General features: G+C 47.0%; 16 protein-coding genes, 2 tRNA genes and 2 pseudogenes. 16 read left to right on the top strand and 4 right to left on the bottom strand.

Annotated elements, in window-relative coordinates; genetic code table 11:
- Nucleotides 1-100: 100 nt before the first annotated feature.
- A complete protein-coding gene (locus tag DWZ67_RS06320; protein WP_165852460.1) occupies nucleotides 101-952 on the bottom strand; it encodes a PepSY-like domain-containing protein in 852 nt (283 codons plus the stop codon).
- 166 nt (nucleotides 953-1,118) lie between these two features.
- Here DWZ67_RS06320 and metG point away from each other — a divergent pair, with 166 nt between their 5' ends.
- The 7 genes from metG to DWZ67_RS06285 all read left to right on the top strand — a co-directional run bounded on the left by metG (nucleotide 1,119) and on the right by DWZ67_RS06285 (nucleotide 9,618).
- Entirely contained in the window at nucleotides 1,119-3,161 is a 2,043-nt protein-coding gene (gene metG, locus DWZ67_RS06315; protein ID WP_009037611.1) for a methionine--tRNA ligase, read from the top strand.
- 92 nt (nucleotides 3,162-3,253) lie between these two features.
- Nucleotides 3,254-4,699, top strand: coding sequence for a lipopolysaccharide biosynthesis protein (locus DWZ67_RS06310; protein WP_120138399.1), 1,446 nt, complete (start codon nucleotides 3,254-3,256; stop codon nucleotides 4,697-4,699).
- Entirely contained in the window at nucleotides 4,696-5,607 is a 912-nt protein-coding gene (locus DWZ67_RS06305; RefSeq protein ID WP_120138397.1) for a beta-1,6-N-acetylglucosaminyltransferase, read from the top strand. Before DWZ67_RS06310 ends, DWZ67_RS06305 begins: the two co-directional genes overlap by 4 nt.
- A 64-nt stretch (nucleotides 5,608-5,671) precedes the next feature.
- Nucleotides 5,672-6,541 (top strand): phosphorylcholine transferase LicD, encoded by an 870-nt coding sequence (locus DWZ67_RS06300; RefSeq protein ID WP_005834345.1) that lies wholly within the window; start codon nucleotides 5,672-5,674, stop codon nucleotides 6,539-6,541.
- A 15-nt stretch (nucleotides 6,542-6,556) separates the two neighbouring features.
- Entirely contained in the window at nucleotides 6,557-7,573 is a 1,017-nt protein-coding gene (locus DWZ67_RS06295; protein ID WP_016272354.1) for a hypothetical protein, read from the top strand.
- A gap of 40 nt (nucleotides 7,574-7,613) precedes the next feature.
- Nucleotides 7,614-8,879, top strand: coding sequence for a glycosyltransferase family 4 protein (locus tag DWZ67_RS06290; RefSeq protein ID WP_057258771.1), 1,266 nt, complete (start codon nucleotides 7,614-7,616; stop codon nucleotides 8,877-8,879).
- On the top strand, nucleotides 8,872-9,618 hold the full coding sequence (locus tag DWZ67_RS06285) for a glycosyltransferase family 2 protein (protein ID WP_022400784.1): 747 nt from the start codon (nucleotides 8,872-8,874) through the stop codon (nucleotides 9,616-9,618). Before DWZ67_RS06290 ends, DWZ67_RS06285 begins: the two co-directional genes overlap by 8 nt.
- A 265-nt stretch (nucleotides 9,619-9,883) precedes the next feature.
- Here the strand turns inward: DWZ67_RS06285 and DWZ67_RS06280 are convergent, their stop codons facing one another.
- The gene (locus tag DWZ67_RS06280) at nucleotides 9,884-10,600 is read right to left on the bottom strand and encodes an SIR2 family NAD-dependent protein deacylase (protein WP_120138395.1); all 717 of its coding nucleotides are present in this window, start codon (nucleotides 10,598-10,600) and stop codon (nucleotides 9,884-9,886) included.
- 182 nt (nucleotides 10,601-10,782) lie between these two features.
- Between DWZ67_RS06280 and DWZ67_RS06275 the strand changes: the two genes are divergently transcribed.
- The 7 genes and pseudogenes from DWZ67_RS06275 to DWZ67_RS06240 all read left to right on the top strand — a co-directional run bounded on the left by DWZ67_RS06275 (nucleotide 10,783) and on the right by DWZ67_RS06240 (nucleotide 15,142).
- The gene (locus DWZ67_RS06275) at nucleotides 10,783-11,376 is read left to right on the top strand and encodes an FKBP-type peptidyl-prolyl cis-trans isomerase (RefSeq protein WP_005830842.1); all 594 of its coding nucleotides are present in this window, start codon (nucleotides 10,783-10,785) and stop codon (nucleotides 11,374-11,376) included.
- 19 nt (nucleotides 11,377-11,395) lie between these two features.
- Nucleotides 11,396-12,262, top strand: coding sequence for an FKBP-type peptidyl-prolyl cis-trans isomerase (locus DWZ67_RS06270; protein ID WP_005830844.1), 867 nt, complete (start codon nucleotides 11,396-11,398; stop codon nucleotides 12,260-12,262).
- A 230-nt stretch (nucleotides 12,263-12,492) separates the two neighbouring features.
- Nucleotides 12,493-12,957 (top strand): Lrp/AsnC family transcriptional regulator, encoded by a 465-nt coding sequence (locus DWZ67_RS06265; RefSeq protein ID WP_005830846.1) that lies wholly within the window; start codon nucleotides 12,493-12,495, stop codon nucleotides 12,955-12,957.
- Nucleotides 12,958-12,966: 9 nt separating this feature from the next.
- A complete protein-coding gene (locus DWZ67_RS06260) occupies nucleotides 12,967-13,278 on the top strand; it encodes a DUF4491 family protein (RefSeq protein WP_005830847.1) in 312 nt (103 codons plus the stop codon).
- A gap of 92 nt (nucleotides 13,279-13,370) precedes the next feature.
- Nucleotides 13,371-13,444 (top strand) — tRNA-Ile (locus DWZ67_RS06255).
- A gap of 546 nt (nucleotides 13,445-13,990) precedes the next feature.
- Nucleotides 13,991-14,659 (top strand): annotated as a pseudogene (locus DWZ67_RS20375) (IS982 family transposase); the annotation flags it as partial.
- A gap of 27 nt (nucleotides 14,660-14,686) precedes the next feature.
- Entirely contained in the window at nucleotides 14,687-15,142 is a 456-nt protein-coding gene (locus DWZ67_RS06240) for a lipocalin family protein (protein WP_005830863.1), read from the top strand.
- Between the two features lie 127 nt (nucleotides 15,143-15,269).
- Here DWZ67_RS06240 and DWZ67_RS06235 read toward each other — a convergent pair whose 3' ends face one another.
- Nucleotides 15,270-15,908 carry a nucleotidyl transferase AbiEii/AbiGii toxin family protein gene (locus DWZ67_RS06235; protein WP_005830867.1) on the bottom strand — a complete coding sequence of 213 codons (639 nt, stop codon included), beginning with the start codon at nucleotides 15,906-15,908 and terminating at the stop codon, nucleotides 15,270-15,272.
- The gene (locus DWZ67_RS06230; RefSeq protein WP_005830869.1) at nucleotides 15,905-16,237 is read right to left on the bottom strand and encodes a hypothetical protein; all 333 of its coding nucleotides are present in this window, start codon (nucleotides 16,235-16,237) and stop codon (nucleotides 15,905-15,907) included. Before DWZ67_RS06230 ends, DWZ67_RS06235 begins: the two co-directional genes overlap by 4 nt.
- Before the next feature lie 176 nt (nucleotides 16,238-16,413).
- Here DWZ67_RS06230 and DWZ67_RS06225 point away from each other — a divergent pair.
- Both DWZ67_RS06225 and DWZ67_RS06220 read left to right on the top strand, forming a co-directional pair.
- Nucleotides 16,414-16,479, top strand: a tRNA-Met gene (locus DWZ67_RS06225).
- Nucleotides 16,480-17,090: 611 nt separating this feature from the next.
- Nucleotides 17,091-17,699: pseudogene (locus DWZ67_RS06220) on the top strand (Arm DNA-binding domain-containing protein); the annotation flags it as partial.
- Nucleotides 17,700-17,751 lie beyond the last annotated feature (52 nt).

Here is a 17,751-nt window from a genome sequence, read left to right as displayed (position 1 = left end):
AGTAACGGCCGTTACACCCTATGGTAAACTGCTTTACATTAGAAGGTAAACAAGCGGTAAATACAATACGCTGATTTAAAGGGAAGTATTCAGTATAAGATTATGGCAGTATTTCACCTTCCGCTGTCACCTTTACGTAGATTTCCCTTTCCCCTTGCTCCATCTCTACCAAAAAGTAACTGCCATCGGGAGTCTCAATAAAGTCGGCATCATCAATGACATAACCGGGATGGGCAGCCGTAACGGCGTTCTTCACTACATCCTCCAGATGTCTCTTACTGATATCCCAGATAGTATAGGCCCATGCACCCTCAGCGGTGAACATCACATCCTTGCTGATACTTCCGTGCACGATTTCGACTTCCGTCATACCGTTCTTTTCTTTTTCAATATCCACAATGCGGGCATTGGGATATTTCTCTGCTATAAAATCTTTGATGGCAGCGGAAATATCAGAAGGGAGATAATCTTCGGGAGAACCGCCGTTGTGCGCATCGGCCACTTCCTTCACCAGAATGCCGTCCTCCGAATAATAGAGGTCCATTTCCTGATTACCTTTCTCCACTTCGATGATGTAGACAACAGTCATTTCCTTACGTTCCAGCTTGTCTACATCTTCCACCTTCCATACATTATAATAGGTACTACTCTCGTAAGAGCTTCTCACCGGAGCGGGAAGGTCTGCATAACGGAGGTCGGTTTCGGTCATCTGCCATACACCGTCTTTGGTGAACCAGGCCTCCTTTTCGAAATTGTCCTCATGGAAATCAGCCACATAATATGCACCTTTTGTTTCCCATTCTATACGCTGGGCATTGGGATGCTCCTTGGCCAACGCATTACTCAGTTCCGCGGGCACGGAGATTCCGTCGTTGTCGTCATCATCACAGCTTTGCAAGGCAAAGGCAAACACGCCTAACGCCAATAATAAGAAGTACTTTTCCAGTTTCATAGTCATTTCGTTTTTTTACATTATCAATACCAAGTTTGTTCATTTTGTATGGCAAAGATGAAGCCTAAATCTGGAAAGAATCTGGAAGAATACTCATATTTTGCAGAAAACAGCTATCTTTGTGCCACTAAAAGCGTTCATAACAAAAGAGATACATAATAACACAATGGAAAAGAAATTCAAACGTACCACCGTGACCTCGGCATTGCCGTATGCCAACGGCCCGGTTCATATCGGACACCTGGCAGGCGTTTATGTTCCTGCCGACATTTATGTCCGCTACCTGCGACTGAAAAAGGAAGATGTAATCTTCATCGGCGGCTCCGACGAACACGGAGTGCCCATCACCATCCGCGCCAAGAAGGAAGGCATCACCCCGCAAGACGTGGTGGACCGCTATCATACGCTTATAAAGAAGTCTTTCGAAGAGTTCGGCGTTTCCTTCGACGTGTACAGCCGTACTACTTCAAAGACGCATCACGACACGGCTTCCGACTTCTTCCGCAAGCTGTACGATAAGGGAGAATTCATCGAAAAGACCAGCATGCAGTATTACGACGAAGAAGCCAAGACCTTCCTTGCCGACCGCTACATCACCGGCGAGTGCCCCCACTGCCATGCCGAAGGCGCTTACGGCGACCAATGCGAGAAGTGCGGCACCAGCCTCAGCCCCACGGACCTGATTAATCCGAAGAGTGCCATCAGCGGCAGCCAGCCCGTGATGCGTGAGACGAAGCACTGGTATCTGCCGCTGGACAAACACGAGGAATGGCTTCGCCAATGGATTCTGGAAGACCATAAGGAGTGGCGTCCCAATGTTTATGGCCAATGCAAGAGCTGGCTCGACATGGGCTTGCAGCCGCGTGCCGTGAGCCGCGACCTGGATTGGGGTATTCCCGTTCCCGTAGAGGGCGCCGAGGGCAAAGTGCTCTATGTATGGTTCGACGCCCCTATCGGCTACATCAGCAACACCAAAGAGTTGCTGCCCGACACATGGGAGAAATGGTGGAAAGACCCCGAAACGCGTCTGGTACACTTCATCGGAAAAGACAATATCGTGTTCCACTGCATCGTGTTCCCCGCCATGCTGAAGGCAGAGGGTAGCTACATCCTGCCGGACAACGTGCCGAGCAACGAGTTCCTGAACCTGGAGGGCGACAAGATTTCCACTTCACGCAACTGGGCGGTATGGCTGCACGAGTATCTCGTTGACTTCCCCGGCAAGCAGGATGTGCTGCGCTACGTGCTGACCGCCAACGCACCGGAGACAAAAGACAACGACTTCACCTGGAAGGACTTCCAGGCACGTAATAACAACGAGCTGGTTGCCGTTTATGGCAACTTCGTGAACCGCGCCCTGCAACTCACCAAGAAGTACTTCGACAGCGTAGTGCCCGCCGCAGGCGAACTGAACGACTACGACCGCGAGACGCTGAAAGAATTTGCCGACGTCAAGGCAGAAGTGGAGAAGTTGCTGGACGTATTCAAATTCCGCGACGCACAGAAGGAAGCGATGAACCTTGCCCGCATCGGAAACAAATACCTGGCAGACACCGAGCCGTGGAAGCTTGCCAAGACAGACATGGAGCGCGTAGCCACCATTCTCCACATCTCGTTGCAGTTGGTCGCCAACCTTGCCATTGCTTTCGAACCGTTCCTGCCCTTCAGCAGCGAGAAGCTTCGCAAGATGCTGAACATGGACAGCTTTGACTGGGCAGAGCTGGGACACACCGACCTGTTGCCTGCCGGACATCAGCTGGGCACCCCCGAACTGCTGTTCGAAAAGATAGAAGACGACGTCATCCAGGCACAAGTAGACAAGCTGCTTGCCACCAAGAAGGCAAACGAAGCCGCCACCTACAAGGCAAACCCCATCAAGCCGACCATCGCCTTCGAAGACTTTGAAAAGCTGGATATCCGCGTAGGTACAGTGCTTGAATGCGAGGCAGTGCCCAAGATGAAGAAGCTGCTGAAGTTCAAGATTGCCGACGGGCTGGAAAACCGCACCATCGTCAGCGGCATTGCCCAGCACTACAAACCGGAAGAACTGGTAGGCAAGCAAGTGCTGTTCATCGCCAACCTCGCTCCACGCCAATTCAAGAACGGGCTGGTAAGTGAGGGAATGATTCTCTCTGCCGAGAATTATGACGGCTCGCTGGCGGTGACTTCACTGCTGAAAGAGGTGAAGCCGGGCAGCGAGGTGAAATAAAACAGTAACAAGGTAACGAGTTAACAAGGCTACAAGGAGGAAGGAAAAGCCTCGTGGCCTTGTTAACTCGTTGCCTTATCAACCAATAAACTATGTCCGATACATCACTCAAAGAAAAAACAGCCAAAGGCCTCTTCTGGGGAGGATTCAGCAACGGCATACAGCAGTTGTTAAATCTGGGATTCGGAATAGTCCTTGCCCGTCTGCTGGATGCTTCGGATTATGGTATGGTAGGGATGCTTACCATCTTCTCCGCCATTGCCGCCGCCTTGCAGGAGGGTGGGTTCATTTCGGCACTGACCAACCGGAAGGAGACTTTGCACAAGGATTACAACGCCGTGTTCTGGTTCAGCCTGATGTGCAGCACTACTATATATATATTACTCTTCTTTGCCGCACCGCTGATTGCCGACTTCTACGATACGCCCGAGCTGATACCGCTGTCCCGTCTCTCCTTCTTGGGATTCGTCATTTCCAGCATGAGCATTGCACCGAGGGCATATCTATTCAAGAACCTCAGAATCAAGGACACTACCGTCATTTCTATTTCAAGTCTGATAGTCTCCGGTATTGTGGGCATCACATTGGCGGCAAACGGATTCGCCTATTGGGGGATTGCATTGCAAAGCATCTCTTTCATCACCGTAATGACGATTCTTAACTTCTACTTCTCGCATTGGAGACCCCGCTTCCGGTTCGACTTCACACCCATTAAGGAGATGATAGGGTTCAGCAGTAAGATAATCATTACGAATATCTTCACCATAATCAATAACAATTTGTTTTCCGTCTTGTTGGGTAAGTTCTATTCGGAACGGGAAGTGGGTAACTTTACGCAGGCAAACAAGTGGAACGGCATGGGACATACCACGATTACGGGCATGATAAACGGCATTGCACAACCCGTCTTTACCCGGGTTGCCGACGACAAGGCACGGCAACTTGCCGTATTCAGAAAGCTGCTGCGCTTCACCGCCTTTATCTCTTTCCCCGCCATGCTGGGATTGAGCTTGGTATCGAAAGAACTGATTATAATCACTATCACGGAGAAGTGGCTGCCCAGTGCCGATATCTTGCAACTGTTATGTATTTGGGGAGCATTTATTCCCGTCATCAATCTGTTCTCCAACCTGCTCATCAGCCGGGGGCATTCTTCTATCTATATGTGGAGCACCATCAGCTTGAGCCTGCTGCAAATAGTAGCTGTATGTGCCATATACCCATACGGGTTGGAATGGATGCTGCGTATTTTCGTCATTATCAATATCGGCTGGCTGTTTGTATGGTTCCGTTTTGTCAAGAGGGAGATAGGATTAAGACTGCGCGATATGCTGAAAGACATCTCTCCTTATCTCTCCCTATCCATTGTACTCGTAGTATCAACTCACTATGCCACTCAGCCCATAGAAAACCTATACTTAAATATGGCAGCCAAAATCATTATGGTAGCTGGGCTTTATGCACTGGTTTTGTGGAAACTACAATCTACCATCTTCCGGGAAAGCATTGAATTCCTCTTAAAGAAAAAAAGAGTATGAGCCGCATAGCCTACATCATATCCGCCTACAAGGATGCCCCACACTTGGCACGCCTGGTTGCCGCACTGGATGACCGGGCAGACTTCTACGTGCACATCGACCTCAATGCCGATATACACCCTTTTGAAGAAGCCTTGGTAGACAAGGTCACTTTCGTGCCCCGCCACCGGATAAGCTGGGGAGGATGGGAACAAGTGGAATATCAGAAAGAATTGCTTGCCGCCGTATTGCACAGCGGCATCCCCTATACCCGTGTAGTATGCCTGAGCGGGCAAGACTATCCGTTATGGAACAACAACGCCATCCACCGCTATTTCGAGGAGCATCAAGACACTGAATTCATCGGCGGTTTCAACCTGACACACTGCACCGTGAAACAGCAGTTGCACAAGATAACCCATTACCACCCTTTCCGTGACCTGCCTTGGAAGAGTATATGGTGGAAGAACAAACTCATCGTAGCATCGCGCAAGCTGGCACAGATACTCCCCATCCGGAAAGCCCCTTTTGCCCCCTTGGAAGGCAAGCAGGCAGATGTCTATTTCGGTTCCGACTATTGGGCCATCACGTTGCCCTGCGCACGATATGTATATGAAAAGTTGTGCACGGAGGAGAAGCTGGTGAAGTATTTCAGAACCAGCTTTGTACCCAGCGAACTGTGCATACAGACCATCGTATTCAACTCCCCTTTTGCCTCAAAAGGGCTTCTTTTAGAGGGAGAATACCCCGGACTTACCCGTCTCACCCCCTTGCACTACATAGACTACGGCGCATCCATCCGCGTGATGACACTCGAGGACCTGCCGGTATTGCAGCAGTCTGGAAAGATGTTCTGCCGGAAAGTGGTAAGCGGGGAGTCCGACACACTGATAGAAAAACTCAAGTCCGATTTCGCAAAAGAAGATTGAAATGGAAAGTGCTCCTTTCAACTATTATCATTATTTTTGCAGACATCAATCAAAAATGGTATCCATGGTGAAGCAATATACCCCAGAAGAACTGACCCAACTACATCAGGTGCTATACGAAATACTGGAAGAGATTGTGCGCATCTGCGACAAACACAATATTCCCTATTTTGTAATCGGCGGAACAGCAATAGGGGCACTCTATGACAAAGCGATTCTTCCTTGGGATGACGACATAGATATAGGTATGAAACGGGAAGACTACAATAAGTTTCTCCAGATAGCCTCCCAAGAACTGAGAGAACCATACTTTCTTTCATGGATACATACCGACCCTCATAGTCCTTATTACTTTGCCAAAGTCAAGAAAAACAACACCTTGTTTGTCGAAGAGATGTTTAAAGATGTACCTATGCATCAGGGAATCTTTGTCGATATATTCCCTTTTGACCGTATTCCAAACAATAAGCTATTAAGGAAGATACAATATGAAGCCGTCAACTTTCTGAAATGCTGCCTGATGGGAAAAGAGGTATGGCTATGGAAACACTTCGGAAAATGTCAAATATCCAACCCTACCAATCGTGGAGCTGTTGCCTGCCTTCTGAACCGGATAGTTGATATGACACTCTCTAAAAAGACAATCTACCGTTTGATGGTGATAATGCAAAGTTGTTTCAACTCATGGAAAACTTTGTATTACAACAATGTGATTACCACTACCGACCATGTTTTGGAGACGAGTCTCAACCATTTACAACCAATCAAATTCGGTCCACTTTATCTGAAAGCACCTGATGGATTGGAAAACTTTCTACGGTACAACTATCCCACTTTACACCGGTATACAGAAGAAGAGCAGGACAAGATAAACAATCATTATCCGGCAGTTCTTTCTTTCAACATACCAAATGACCATATAGCCACCTCCTAATCCAACAAAATTGCCATGAAACCAGCCCTTGTAGATGTATCTGTACTGATTCTTTTCTTCAACCGCCCCAAACTGCTGGCGCAAGTATTCGAACAAGTGAAGAAAGCACGCCCCGCACGACTGTTTCTCTATCAGGACGGCCCGCGCGGCGAGCGTGACATGCCGGGCATAGAAGCTTGTCGCAAAGTAGTGGCAGACATCGACTGGGAATGCGAAGTACACCACAACTACCAAGAGAAGAACTACGGCTGCGACCCATCGGAATACATGGCACAGAAGTGGGCATTCTCCTTGTCGGACAAATGTATCGTGCTTGAGGATGACGACGTGCCTGCCGTCTCTTTCTTCGGCTTCTGCAAGGAACTGCTCGACAAGTATGAGCACGACACACGCATCAGCATGATTGCCGGATTCAACAACGAGGAGATTACACCGGACATCACTTCCGACTACTTCTTCGCCACCACCTTCTCCATCTGGGGATGGGCGAGCTGGCGGCGGGTGACGGACCAATGGGATGAATTCTACACCTTCCTGGACGACAAGGAGAACATGCGGCAACTGAAGAACCTCATCCACACACGGCGCTACCGCAAAGACTTCATCTACATGTGCCAACGCCACCGCGAACACGGGAAAGCCTATTACGAAACCATCTTCCACGCTTCCATGTTGTTCAATTCGGGTCTGAGCATCGTGCCCACCCGCAACATGATAAACAATCTGGGAGCCACTGCCGACTCCACCCACTTTGCCGGCTCCGTGCACACCATGCCGCGCGGTTACCGCCGCATCTTCACCATGAAACGCCACGAAGTGGAGTTTCCACTGAAGCACCCTCGCCACGTCATCGAGAACACAGCCTACAAGGATAGCGTTTACCGCATCATGGCATGGCGGCATCCCTGGATAAAGATTGCACGGTCGTTCGAGGAACTGGCGTTGAACCTACGGTACGGCAACTTCACCATCATATGGCAAACGCTGCAAAAGCGTATCCGGAAATGGATGAAACAAGACCGGCATCTGTAACAAGAAAAAACATTCAAAAAAGAAGAAACGAACAACAGTCATGAGAGTACTACTTATCAATACCTCCGAACGCATCGGCGGCGCAGCCATCGCCGCCAGCCGTCTGATGGAATCACTCAAGAACCACGGCATCAAAGCCAAGCTGCTGGTGCGCGACAAGCAGACCGACCAAATCTCCGTTGTGTCACTAGACCATAACTGGCGCATGGTGTGGAAGTTCGTCTGGGAGCGCATCGTCATCTGGAGCGCCAACCGCTTCAACAAGAAGAACATCTTTGCCGTAGACATTGCCAACACGGGGACAGACATCACCTCACTGCCCGAATTCCAGCAAGCAGACGTCATCCATCTGCACTGGATAAACCAAGGGATGCTCTCGCTGAAGAACATCGAGAAGATTCTCGCCTCGGGCAAGCCCGTCGTCTGGACCATGCACGACATGTGGCCCTGCACTGGCATCTGTCACCATGCCCGCGAGTGCACCCACTACCAGCAGGAATGCCACAACTGCCCCTTCATCCACGGAGGCAGAAGCAAACGTGACCTTTCCTACCGCATCTTCCACAAAAAGCAGGCATTGTATCGCAACCGTCACATCAACTTCGTCACCTGCAGCCGCTGGCTGGAAGAACGTGCCCGGACAAGCGCCCTCTTCTGCGGACATGCCGTGACGTGCATCCCCAACCCCATCAACACCAACCTCTTCAAGCCCCGCAACCGACAGGAAGCCCGCAGCCGTTGCCTACTGCCGCAAGACAAAAAGCTCATGTTGTTCGGCTCGGTGAAGATTACGGACAAACGGAAAGGCATCGACTACCTGATAGAATCGTGCCGACTGCTGGCTGACAAGCATCCCGAACTCCGGGAACAGTTGGGTGTCGTCGTCTTCGGCAACCAATCGCAACAACTGGAAAACCTGCTTCCATTCAAAGTCTACCCGCTGAACTTCGTCAGCAACGAACACCAACTGGTGAACATCTACAATGCCGTGGACATCTTCGTGACCCCCTCGCTGGAAGAGAACCTGCCGAACACCATCATGGAAGCCATGGCATGCGGCATTCCCTGCGTCGGATTCAACGTGGGCGGCATCCCTGAGATGATAGACCATCTGCACAACGGCTACGTGGCACAATACAAATCCTCGGAAGACTTTGCCAACGGCATCTACTGGACGCTGACCGAACCCGACTACCCCAGCCTCTCGGAACAAGCCTGCCGGAAAGCCATCTCCCACTATTCGGAGAACGTCGTCGCCAAGAAATACATTGACCTTTACAACAAAGTAACCGGAAGAAATGCATAACCACCCCACCCCGAAATTCAGCATCATCACCGTGACCTACAATGCCGAAGCGGTACTGGAGGACACGATTCAAAGCGTTATCTCGCAAACCTACCACCACGTAGAATACATCCTTGTGGACGGTGCGTCCAAAGACGGCACGCTCTCCATCATCGACCGTTACCGCGACCGCATCACCCGCATCGTGAGCGAACCGGACAAGGGACTGTACGACGCCATGAACAAAGGTATCCGCCTTGCCACCGGCGATTACCTCTGCTTCCTCAATGCCGGCGACAGCTTCCACGAGGACGACACCTTGCAGCAGATGGTGCGTTCCATCTCCGGCAACGAACTACCCGACGTGCTGTACGGCGAAACGGAACTGGTGGACAAGGAAGGTCACTTCATCCGCATGCGCCGCCTCGCCGCCCCGGAAGTGCTTACCTGGCGAAGCTTCAAGCAGGGCATGCTGGTCTGCCATCAGGCCTTCTTTGCCAAAGCTTCCCTTGTAGAACCCTACGACCTGCAATACCGCTTCTCCGCCGACTTCGACTGGTGCATCCGGGTGATGAAGAAGGCACGGACCTTGCACAATACCCATCTCACCCTCATCGACTATCTGGAAGAGGGAATGACCACCCAGAACCGGCAAGCATCCCTGCGCGAACGCTTCCGCATCATGGCGCGGCATTACGGACTGATGAGTACCGTAGCCCATCATGCCTGGTTCGTATTACGGGCCGTGATAAAGAAATAGCACAAATTTCGAGGACAAATATACTTTGTTCCCGCAAGACCTATACCTTGCGGGAATCTCCCCTATACCCAGCTCTCTACAGTATAGGAGTGAGTACCCAAAACATCCCCATGTTTTCACCTAAAACATCCGGATGTAATGGGGCAAAACATCCCCATGTTTTTGGGTAAAACATCCGGGTGTTTTGGAGAAAGACATCCGGATGTTCTGCATATTAAGTCCTATACCGTGAGGGGCTAAGTCCTAAGACGTAGGAGATTAAGTCCTAAGGCAAAGGAGGCTGAGTAACTGTAAGCAGCGCCTTCAGCTCTTTTACCCCTTCCGAAGCTCCCTTTTGAATGACATGTATCGGACGCATGACGTGCGTGTCCACCGGCTTGGGGTCTATCAGATACACTTCGGCGGCACGGGGCACGTAGTTCAGCAGTCCCGCAGCGGGATAAATGTTCAGGCTGGTGCCGATGATGACGAAGATGTCCGCCTGCTCCACATACCGGATGGCAGTCTCAATCTCCGGCACCGACTCGCCAAACCACACGATGAACGGGCGGAGCTGCGTACCGTCGCCCGCCTTGTCGCCCAACTTTACTTCATATTCCTCCGGCGCCAGTTCCTTGACGAAATGCGGATTATAAGGGTCGCGGCTGGAACAAACCTTCGTCAGTTCCCCATGCAAGTGTATCACGTGCGTACTGCCGGCACGCTCGTGCAGATTATCTACGTTCTGGGTGACGACCGTTACATTGAAATCCCTCTCCAGGTCGGCAACGCCCAGATGCCCGGCATTCGGCACCACATCGAGCAACTGCTTGCGACGTTCGTTATAGAAATTAATGACCAGTTCCGGATTACGTGCATACCCCTCGGGAGTCGCCACCTGCTCCACCGGATATTTGTCCCATAATCCGCCCGCATCACGGAATGTGCTGATGCCGCTCTCGGCGCTCATACCAGCACCCGACAATATGACCAAGTTCTTCATTTTCCGCTCCTTTCCTTTATTAAAGTAAGACAAATATAAGAAGAATGTTCAAGTTGTGATATAAATAAGAAAAATTAAATACTTAAAAGCCTTATCATTCAAATAAAAGACGTACTTTTGCCACTCATAAATTTGCAATAGACTGGAAAAGAAACCAATCCGGTCGTCAACAAAAGAATCTTATGGACAAATTCAGTTATGCTATCGGCCTTGGAATAGGTCAGAATCTTTTAAGCATGGGTGCCAAAGGCATTGCAGTAGATGACTTTGCACAAGCAATCAAAGACGTTTTGGAGGGCAACCAGACGGCAATCAGCCACACAGAAGCCCGTGACATCGTCAACAAGTACTTCGCCGAACTGGAGGAGAAGATGAACGCAGCAAACATAGAAGCCGGCAAAAAGTTCCTGGAAGAGAACAAAAAACGCGAGGGAGTTGTTACGCTTCCCAGCGGACTTCAATACGAAGTTATCACAGAAGGAAACGTCGGTCACTATGCCAAAGCAACCGACCAGGTACAATGCCACTACGAAGGCACACTGATTGACGGAACGCTGTTCGACAGCTCCATCAAGCGCGGCCAGCCTGCCACATTCGGTGTAAACCAAGTGATACCCGGTTGGGTGGAAGCCCTTCAGCTTATGCCCGAAGGTGCCAAGTGGAAACTCTACATCCCCAGCGACCTGGCATACGGAGCGCAGGGTGCCGGCGAGATGATTCCTCCCCACAGCACGCTCGTATTCGAAGTCGAATTACAGAAAATTTTATCTAAATAAACAAACAAGTAAAAGCAAAATGAAAAAAGTAACATTTCTCATGGCTCTTGCAGTAGCTGCCGGCATGGCATCTTGTACTGCTCAAAGTCCGAAAGCTGATTTGAAGACGGACATCGACTCATTATCTTACGCCATCGGTATGGCACGTACAGAAGGTTTGGACCAGTATCTTGCACAACAAGGCATTGACTCAACCCAGATGTCAGAATTCCTGAAAGGTTTCAACGAAGGCGCAGCCAAAATCGATAAGAAAGACGTGGCTTACATGGCCGGTCTGCAAGTAGGCCAGATGGTCAGCAAGCAATGGGTGGAAGGCTTCAACCAACAAATCTTCGGCAACGACTCCACACAGAGCATCAGCCGCGAAAATCTGCTGGCAGGTTTCGTAGCAGGTGTCATCGGCAAGGGTGGTGCTATGGATATGATGAAAGCTCAAGAGTACATGCGTACTCAGATGGATGCCATCAAAGAAAAAGCAACTGCAGAAAAGTATGCTGACAACAAAGCTGCCGGTGAAAAGTTCCTGGCTGAGAACAAGGCTAAAGAAGGTGTAGTAACTACCCCGAGCGGTCTGCAATACAAAATCATCACCAAGGGTAACGGTGCCGTTCCTGCCGACAGCAGCAAGGTGAAAGTAAACTACAAAGGTACGCTGATTGACGGAACAGAATTCGATAGCTCTTACAAGCGCAACGAACCTGCTACTTTCCGTGCCAACCAGGTAATCAAAGGCTGGACAGAGGCCCTCACCATGATGCCCGTCGGCTCTAAGTGGGAACTCTATATCCCCTACGACCTGGCATACGGTTCAAGAGAAACCGGTAGCCAAATCAAGCCGTTCTCTACTTTGATATTCGAAGTGGAACTGCTGGGTATCGAGAAGTAATGTAACAATCCGAAGGGAGGGGCAAAACCCTCTTGATACTTCTTTTAGGCGCGGATTACGAGGAATAACGCGGATTTGGTAAACTAAATCCGTGAAATCCGCGTAATCCGCGCCTTATCGTTACCCCTCACTTTTATTCATTTTTCCGTCCCTTTTTATAGATAAATTAAAATAAAGTCCTATATTTGCTTACTATTTGATAACTACAAGAACTTTACTTATTTACTATTATGGAAAAAATAGACAATCTTGACCGGCAGATTCTGGAAATCATTTCCCAAAATGCCCGTATCCCTTTCAAGGACGTAGCTGCTGAATGTGGCGTGTCACGTGCTGCCATCCATCAACGTGTACAGCGCCTGATTGACCTTGGCGTTATTGTTGGCTCAGGCTATCATGTAAATCCCAAGTCCCTTGGATACAGAACCTGCACTTACGTAGGAATCAAGCTGGAAAAGGGCTCCATGTATAAGACGGTAGTTGCTGAGCTGGGCAAGATTCCCGAAATCGTAGAATGCCACTTCACCACTGGTCCGTACACCATGCTGACCAAGGTATATGCCCGCGACAACGAGCATCTGATGGATTTGCTGAACAACAAGATGCAGGAGATTCCTGGCGTAACCGCTACCGAGACCTTGATTTCCCTGGAACAGAGCATCAAGAAGGAGATTCCTATTTGCCCCGAGAAATAACGAACAACAATGGATTTCTTAAACGAATATCATCTGTCGGGCCTTGTCATAGGTATCTGCACATTCCTCATCATCGGCTTGTTTCACCCCATAGTTGTGAAAGCCGAATATTATTGGGGCACCAAGTGCTGGTGGATTTTCCTTTTACTCGGCATCGGCGGCATCATTGCCTCCCTTTATACGGAGAACATCATGATAGCCTCCCTTTTGGGCGTCTTTGCATTTTCCTCGTTCTGGACCATCAAGGAGATATTCGAGCAGGAAGAACGAGTGAAAAAAGGCTGGTTTCCCAAGAATCCAAAACGAACTTATAAGTTCTAAGGACAAAGGTTATAAGGAATTTTATCCAAAAGTCTTGCATATTTCAATAGAAAATGCTACTTTTGTCCCCGCTATCCAAGCAAGGATGCATCGGACTTGTAGCTCAGTTGGTTAGAGCAACAGACTCATAATCTGGAGGTCCCTGGTTCAAGCCCAGGCTGGTCCACAAAGAATTGCCTCATAAACACTTGTTTATGAGGCTTTTTTATTAGGACTTCTTCTCTTTGGATTTTCGAAATACTGACAAGAAACAGGCTGTTTTGCTTCGTTGTTGACCTATTGTTGACCCCAAAATAAGTACCACAAACAGATAATCTCACCACACAGATAAGCAGACTACAAACTATTCAGAATATCTAAAATGAAAGAATTTACTTATGAACAGATAAGAACAAAGGCTCTTAAACAGGGAGTGAAAGATAATAAGGTTCACATTGGATTGTGGGCTAATCTTAATAACTATCTAAAGACAAGGAGAAAAAAGAATGGAAAGGTTACTACCTATTATATTTCATTGCAGAAACTATCTTATTAATTTACTAATATTTAAACTGACATGATAATTCATCTACCAACAGGAAAGAAGTTCCACAACAGAAAGGAAGCCAAGATATATTTTAGCACTGCCTACTATTACAAAATGGCACAGCGTAGAGAATCATTAAACATGGGTGAGTTTGCAGAAGAAGCAGTCACTGTAGAAGAAGTTGCAGCAGCATTGAATTTGTTCCATGCCTACAACCCATCCAAAGACCTGCACCTGTTAAGAACACTTGGACAGATGTCAATCTCCACAAGCGAGGACTCCACTCCCTTACGTGTTTGTCGTAACCAAAGAATCCTTATTCATAAGACATTTGAGGGACTTGCCGAGCGTGGAAAATGTTCAATGGGATGGTCCTTCGGATTCAAGTTGCATCTGATAATCAATGACAAGGGTGAAATTCTCAATTTCATGTTCACGCCTGGAAACGTGGATGACCGGGAACCGTTGAAGCAAGGTAAGTTTCTGGAGAACATCAAAGGAAAACTATGCGCAGACAAAGGATATATTGGTCAGGCTCTGTTTGAGAACCCTTTTCTTAATGGCATACAGCTTGTCACTAAAGTTAAAAACAATATGAAGAATTCACTGATGAGTATTGCCGACAAGATTTTGCTCAGAAAAAGAGCCTTGATCGAAACTGTCAATGACGAATTGAAGAACATTGAGCAGAGGGAGAAATCCTTACCTTTAATAAGGATAACACCTATACAGAGAAAGGCGAAAATGACACTCAAAATGATACATTTGAATACTTCCCTAACAGATATATGTTCGTTACTTATTATACAACTGATTGGGGAGAAGAGAATACCATTTACACTGTTGTTAAGATAACTAAAGATGAGCTATATCTTAACAACAATGAAAACTTTAAGATTAATTGGAACGACCTTATTAATGGTCATGTTGGCTGTAAACTTTACAGCATGTAGTGATGATGAAGATGAACAGACAATCATTGAACAAGCTAACCTTATAGGTAAATGGCAGACCACTTGGGAGAAGATTCACAAAGTGGAGAATGATAAGGAAGTAGTAACTTCTGATGAAGCATATACCAATGGTTTATGGGAGTTCAAAGCTGACGGTACTTGCACAGAAGGCTATGCGGACGGTGGATATACAGAAACAAGTCGTTGGTCTTTGAAAGACAATAAGCTGACTATCTCTTACGATGATGGTTATTCAGATGTCCTAACTGTTAATGAACTTACAGCTACTAAGTTGGTTCTCGCCTTTGAGGATTGGGACACAATGGATGATGGTAGCGAGGAATTGGATGACATTACAACAACCACTTACAAGAAGATTGACTAATTACCAATCTACTTAAGACAGAACAGCACTTGAGGAAACTCTTATGCTGTTTTTCTTTTTATAAAGCTACTACAATTTCAAGGAATACTTCTATATATAATCCCATTCGCAAGAATGTTGCAGCAGTTTATAATAAACAAAACTTTATATAATCTTCTATTTCTTGAGCAGTTACAGCATAAATCGGTGCAAGTTGCTCAAAATGGGAATCTCTTGTAAAACGAGAGCCGTTGGTGAGCATAGCTAACAGATTCTTGGATTTCAATTTATGTCCAGAGTAGGTAAGGGCTAAAGATACCAAATCGTTGATAGGTACACCAGACTTTAAGATGGAATAAATATCATAATAATCGCGAAAATTACTCCTGCGTAGCATCACCTCCATCTTCATAGCTCCAATAGACTTTACATCTGCCAATCTGAGATTATTCAGATATTCCACAGGCATACTTACAGGAGAATATTTAGGACAGGCATAAAAGGAGAACTTTACTCCAGACACTAAATACTCCACATGGTCTATATCTAAAATGTCCTTATGCTGAATATCACCTATTACAGCGAGCTCTTTCTCTATCTGATACCATGCCACTTCCATTTTCTCTGTTTTAGAGGTACGCCATTTCATAAAGTCCAAGTCCTCACTTTGTCGAGTTCCCATTTGCAATGACAAAGCTGTGCCACCTACCAAGAGATAGGGTTTGATGCAGTCCAATTTAGAAACGGCTTCAAAAACTTGCAGCGTGTGTGGAGCTAAACCTTTCATGCAAACATTTTATTAAGATGGCGGGTAGCCATAGACTTTATATAAGCATCTGGCTTCTTTGCCTTGAAATAATACCATGCAAAAAAACGATTCAACGTGTAGAGATATTCCGCTTGGGGAACAAGATAATCCAGCCACACCTGCTTAATTTTCTTGAAAGGATAAATTAGAAACAGTTGGTTTATTTCTTCCAAGTCAAGATGTAACAAGGTTTTCTCAATCAGCATATCATCTGGAATATCCTTGATTAAGTTTTCATTGTACGACCAAAAGCAGTGTTCTTGCTTCAGTTTCGCCAATAGTTCTTGTTTTACCACATCTCTTGACATAACTCTCTGTTTTAGAATAACACAAAATTAGTGATTATTCTTGTCCAAAGCAAATCACAATGGAGAATGTTTCATTGTGAATAAGATTTTTAGTAAATTTGCATAATAAGTTCAGTGTTGACCTATTGTTGACCTCAGAACTTACACAGAGATAATTAACGTGTTGATAACGAGGCAGCTCAGTTGGTTAGAGCAACAGACTCATAATCTGGAGGTCCTAGGTTCAAGCCCTAGCTGGTCCACATTAAAAATCAAGCAGTTACGAATTTCGTAGCTGTTTTTTTCTTGCTCTTGCGTAAACAATGCGTAAACAAACTGTTTGAGTTGGTTATGTTTACGCATAGAACTTCTGTGAAACTCCATGCAATCCTATATCATGTTTATCAAGGCAGGTAGTCAATGTGCTCATACATGACGGTTAAATAAATTCAAATATATCCTATTTGCATCTGATTTATAGAATAATATTGTAGTTTTGTACTGCATAATGCATTTGTGGCAAGCCATGACCATTATGGTGCTCTTTCTTGAAAAAGGAAAGTGAGTTTGCCTAACCATCGTGGGAGGGTTATCCCATTCCGATGAATCAATGCGTAGAGGGAATGCCAGTCGGAGGGTGTTCTACGACAAACGAAACGCGAGAGTTGCTTCAGGGGTTGAGACCGATAAGCATAAGCCCGGCTACCAGTCAGCGACAGAAGACAACGAGATTGCACCGCTGCATATAACAACAATGTTTTTATCCACCTAAGGATAGGGACTTAGTGGTTATATGCAGCGTTTTGTGTATGTATGCCTCACATTGCAAAGCGTCTGTGTTCAGAGGTTATGTTGAACATAAACAATGAATGCAATGGAAAAACTGACAAAGTCCATGTCCCTTTTCAAAGAACGGAATTGTTCTGTCTCTATCGTGTTGGATTCACGCACTCGCAGAAAGAATGCGTATGAGTTCCCTTTATCCCTACGTTTCACAATTGACCGCAAGTTCTTTTATCTTACAGTTGGAAGTTCTTTTACTGAGAAAAAGTTTTCGGACATCTGCAATGCGACTAAATGCAAGAGCGAGAACTACAAACTTCAAAAGGAATGGAAAGATACCATTACTCCCAAATACAAGGATATTCTGACGAACCTGAACAAGGGCGGTATCCTGACATTTGAAATGGTACGTCAATGTATCATGGGCGAAGGAGTGGTGCTTTTTAATGAGGACACAACAAAGGCTCAATCCTTTGTTAGTGTATGGGAGCAAGTCATTCACGAACTACGCACAGACGACGGTGGAGTGCGTTTTACCACAGCAGAGAGCTATGAGTGTTCGCTCAAATCATTCAGAAAGATACTCGGAACAGATGTGGTCAAGGGATTCTGTATCAGTGCCGCAGAAATCCAGAAATGGAAAGAGGGGATGCACAATGGAGTGAAAGATGAAAATGGGGCAATCATTGGAAAAATCAGCTGTAGCTAACACTTGAAAAGGGACCCGGAACAACATTTAAAAAGTGCCCCAC

It is taken from the genome of Bacteroides sp. AF34-31BH (assembly GCF_003602795.1).
Lineage (GTDB): Bacteria > Bacteroidota > Bacteroidia > Bacteroidales > Bacteroidaceae > Bacteroides > Bacteroides uniformis.
This window is presented reverse-complemented; position numbering and strand designations above follow the sequence as displayed.

What these genes read in the sequence shown, in the direction of transcription:
- DWZ67_RS06320 (WP_165852460.1), bottom strand. Translation starts at nt 952, where the DNA reads ATGAAACTGGAAAAGTACTTCTTATTATTGGCGTTAGGCGTGTTTGCC.
- metG (WP_009037611.1), top strand. Translation starts at nt 1,119, where the DNA reads ATGGAAAAGAAATTCAAACGTACCACCGTGACCTCGGCATTGCCGTAT.
- DWZ67_RS06310 (WP_120138399.1), top strand. Translation starts at nt 3,254, where the DNA reads ATGTCCGATACATCACTCAAAGAAAAAACAGCCAAAGGCCTCTTCTGG.
- DWZ67_RS06305 (WP_120138397.1), top strand. Translation starts at nt 4,696, where the DNA reads ATGAGCCGCATAGCCTACATCATATCCGCCTACAAGGATGCCCCACAC.
- DWZ67_RS06300 (WP_005834345.1), top strand. Translation starts at nt 5,672, where the DNA reads ATGGTGAAGCAATATACCCCAGAAGAACTGACCCAACTACATCAGGTG.
- DWZ67_RS06295 (WP_016272354.1), top strand. Translation starts at nt 6,557, where the DNA reads ATGAAACCAGCCCTTGTAGATGTATCTGTACTGATTCTTTTCTTCAAC.
- DWZ67_RS06290 (WP_057258771.1), top strand. Translation starts at nt 7,614, where the DNA reads ATGAGAGTACTACTTATCAATACCTCCGAACGCATCGGCGGCGCAGCC.
- DWZ67_RS06285 (WP_022400784.1), top strand. Translation starts at nt 8,872, where the DNA reads ATGCATAACCACCCCACCCCGAAATTCAGCATCATCACCGTGACCTAC.
- DWZ67_RS06280 (WP_120138395.1), bottom strand. Translation starts at nt 10,600, where the DNA reads ATGAAGAACTTGGTCATATTGTCGGGTGCTGGTATGAGCGCCGAGAGC.
- DWZ67_RS06275 (WP_005830842.1), top strand. Translation starts at nt 10,783, where the DNA reads ATGGACAAATTCAGTTATGCTATCGGCCTTGGAATAGGTCAGAATCTT.
- DWZ67_RS06270 (WP_005830844.1), top strand. Translation starts at nt 11,396, where the DNA reads ATGAAAAAAGTAACATTTCTCATGGCTCTTGCAGTAGCTGCCGGCATG.
- DWZ67_RS06265 (WP_005830846.1), top strand. Translation starts at nt 12,493, where the DNA reads ATGGAAAAAATAGACAATCTTGACCGGCAGATTCTGGAAATCATTTCC.
- DWZ67_RS06260 (WP_005830847.1), top strand. Translation starts at nt 12,967, where the DNA reads ATGGATTTCTTAAACGAATATCATCTGTCGGGCCTTGTCATAGGTATC.
- DWZ67_RS06240 (WP_005830863.1), top strand. Translation starts at nt 14,687, where the DNA reads ATGAAAACTTTAAGATTAATTGGAACGACCTTATTAATGGTCATGTTG.
- DWZ67_RS06235 (WP_005830867.1), bottom strand. Translation starts at nt 15,908, where the DNA reads ATGAAAGGTTTAGCTCCACACACGCTGCAAGTTTTTGAAGCCGTTTCT.
- DWZ67_RS06230 (WP_005830869.1), bottom strand. Translation starts at nt 16,237, where the DNA reads ATGTCAAGAGATGTGGTAAAACAAGAACTATTGGCGAAACTGAAGCAA.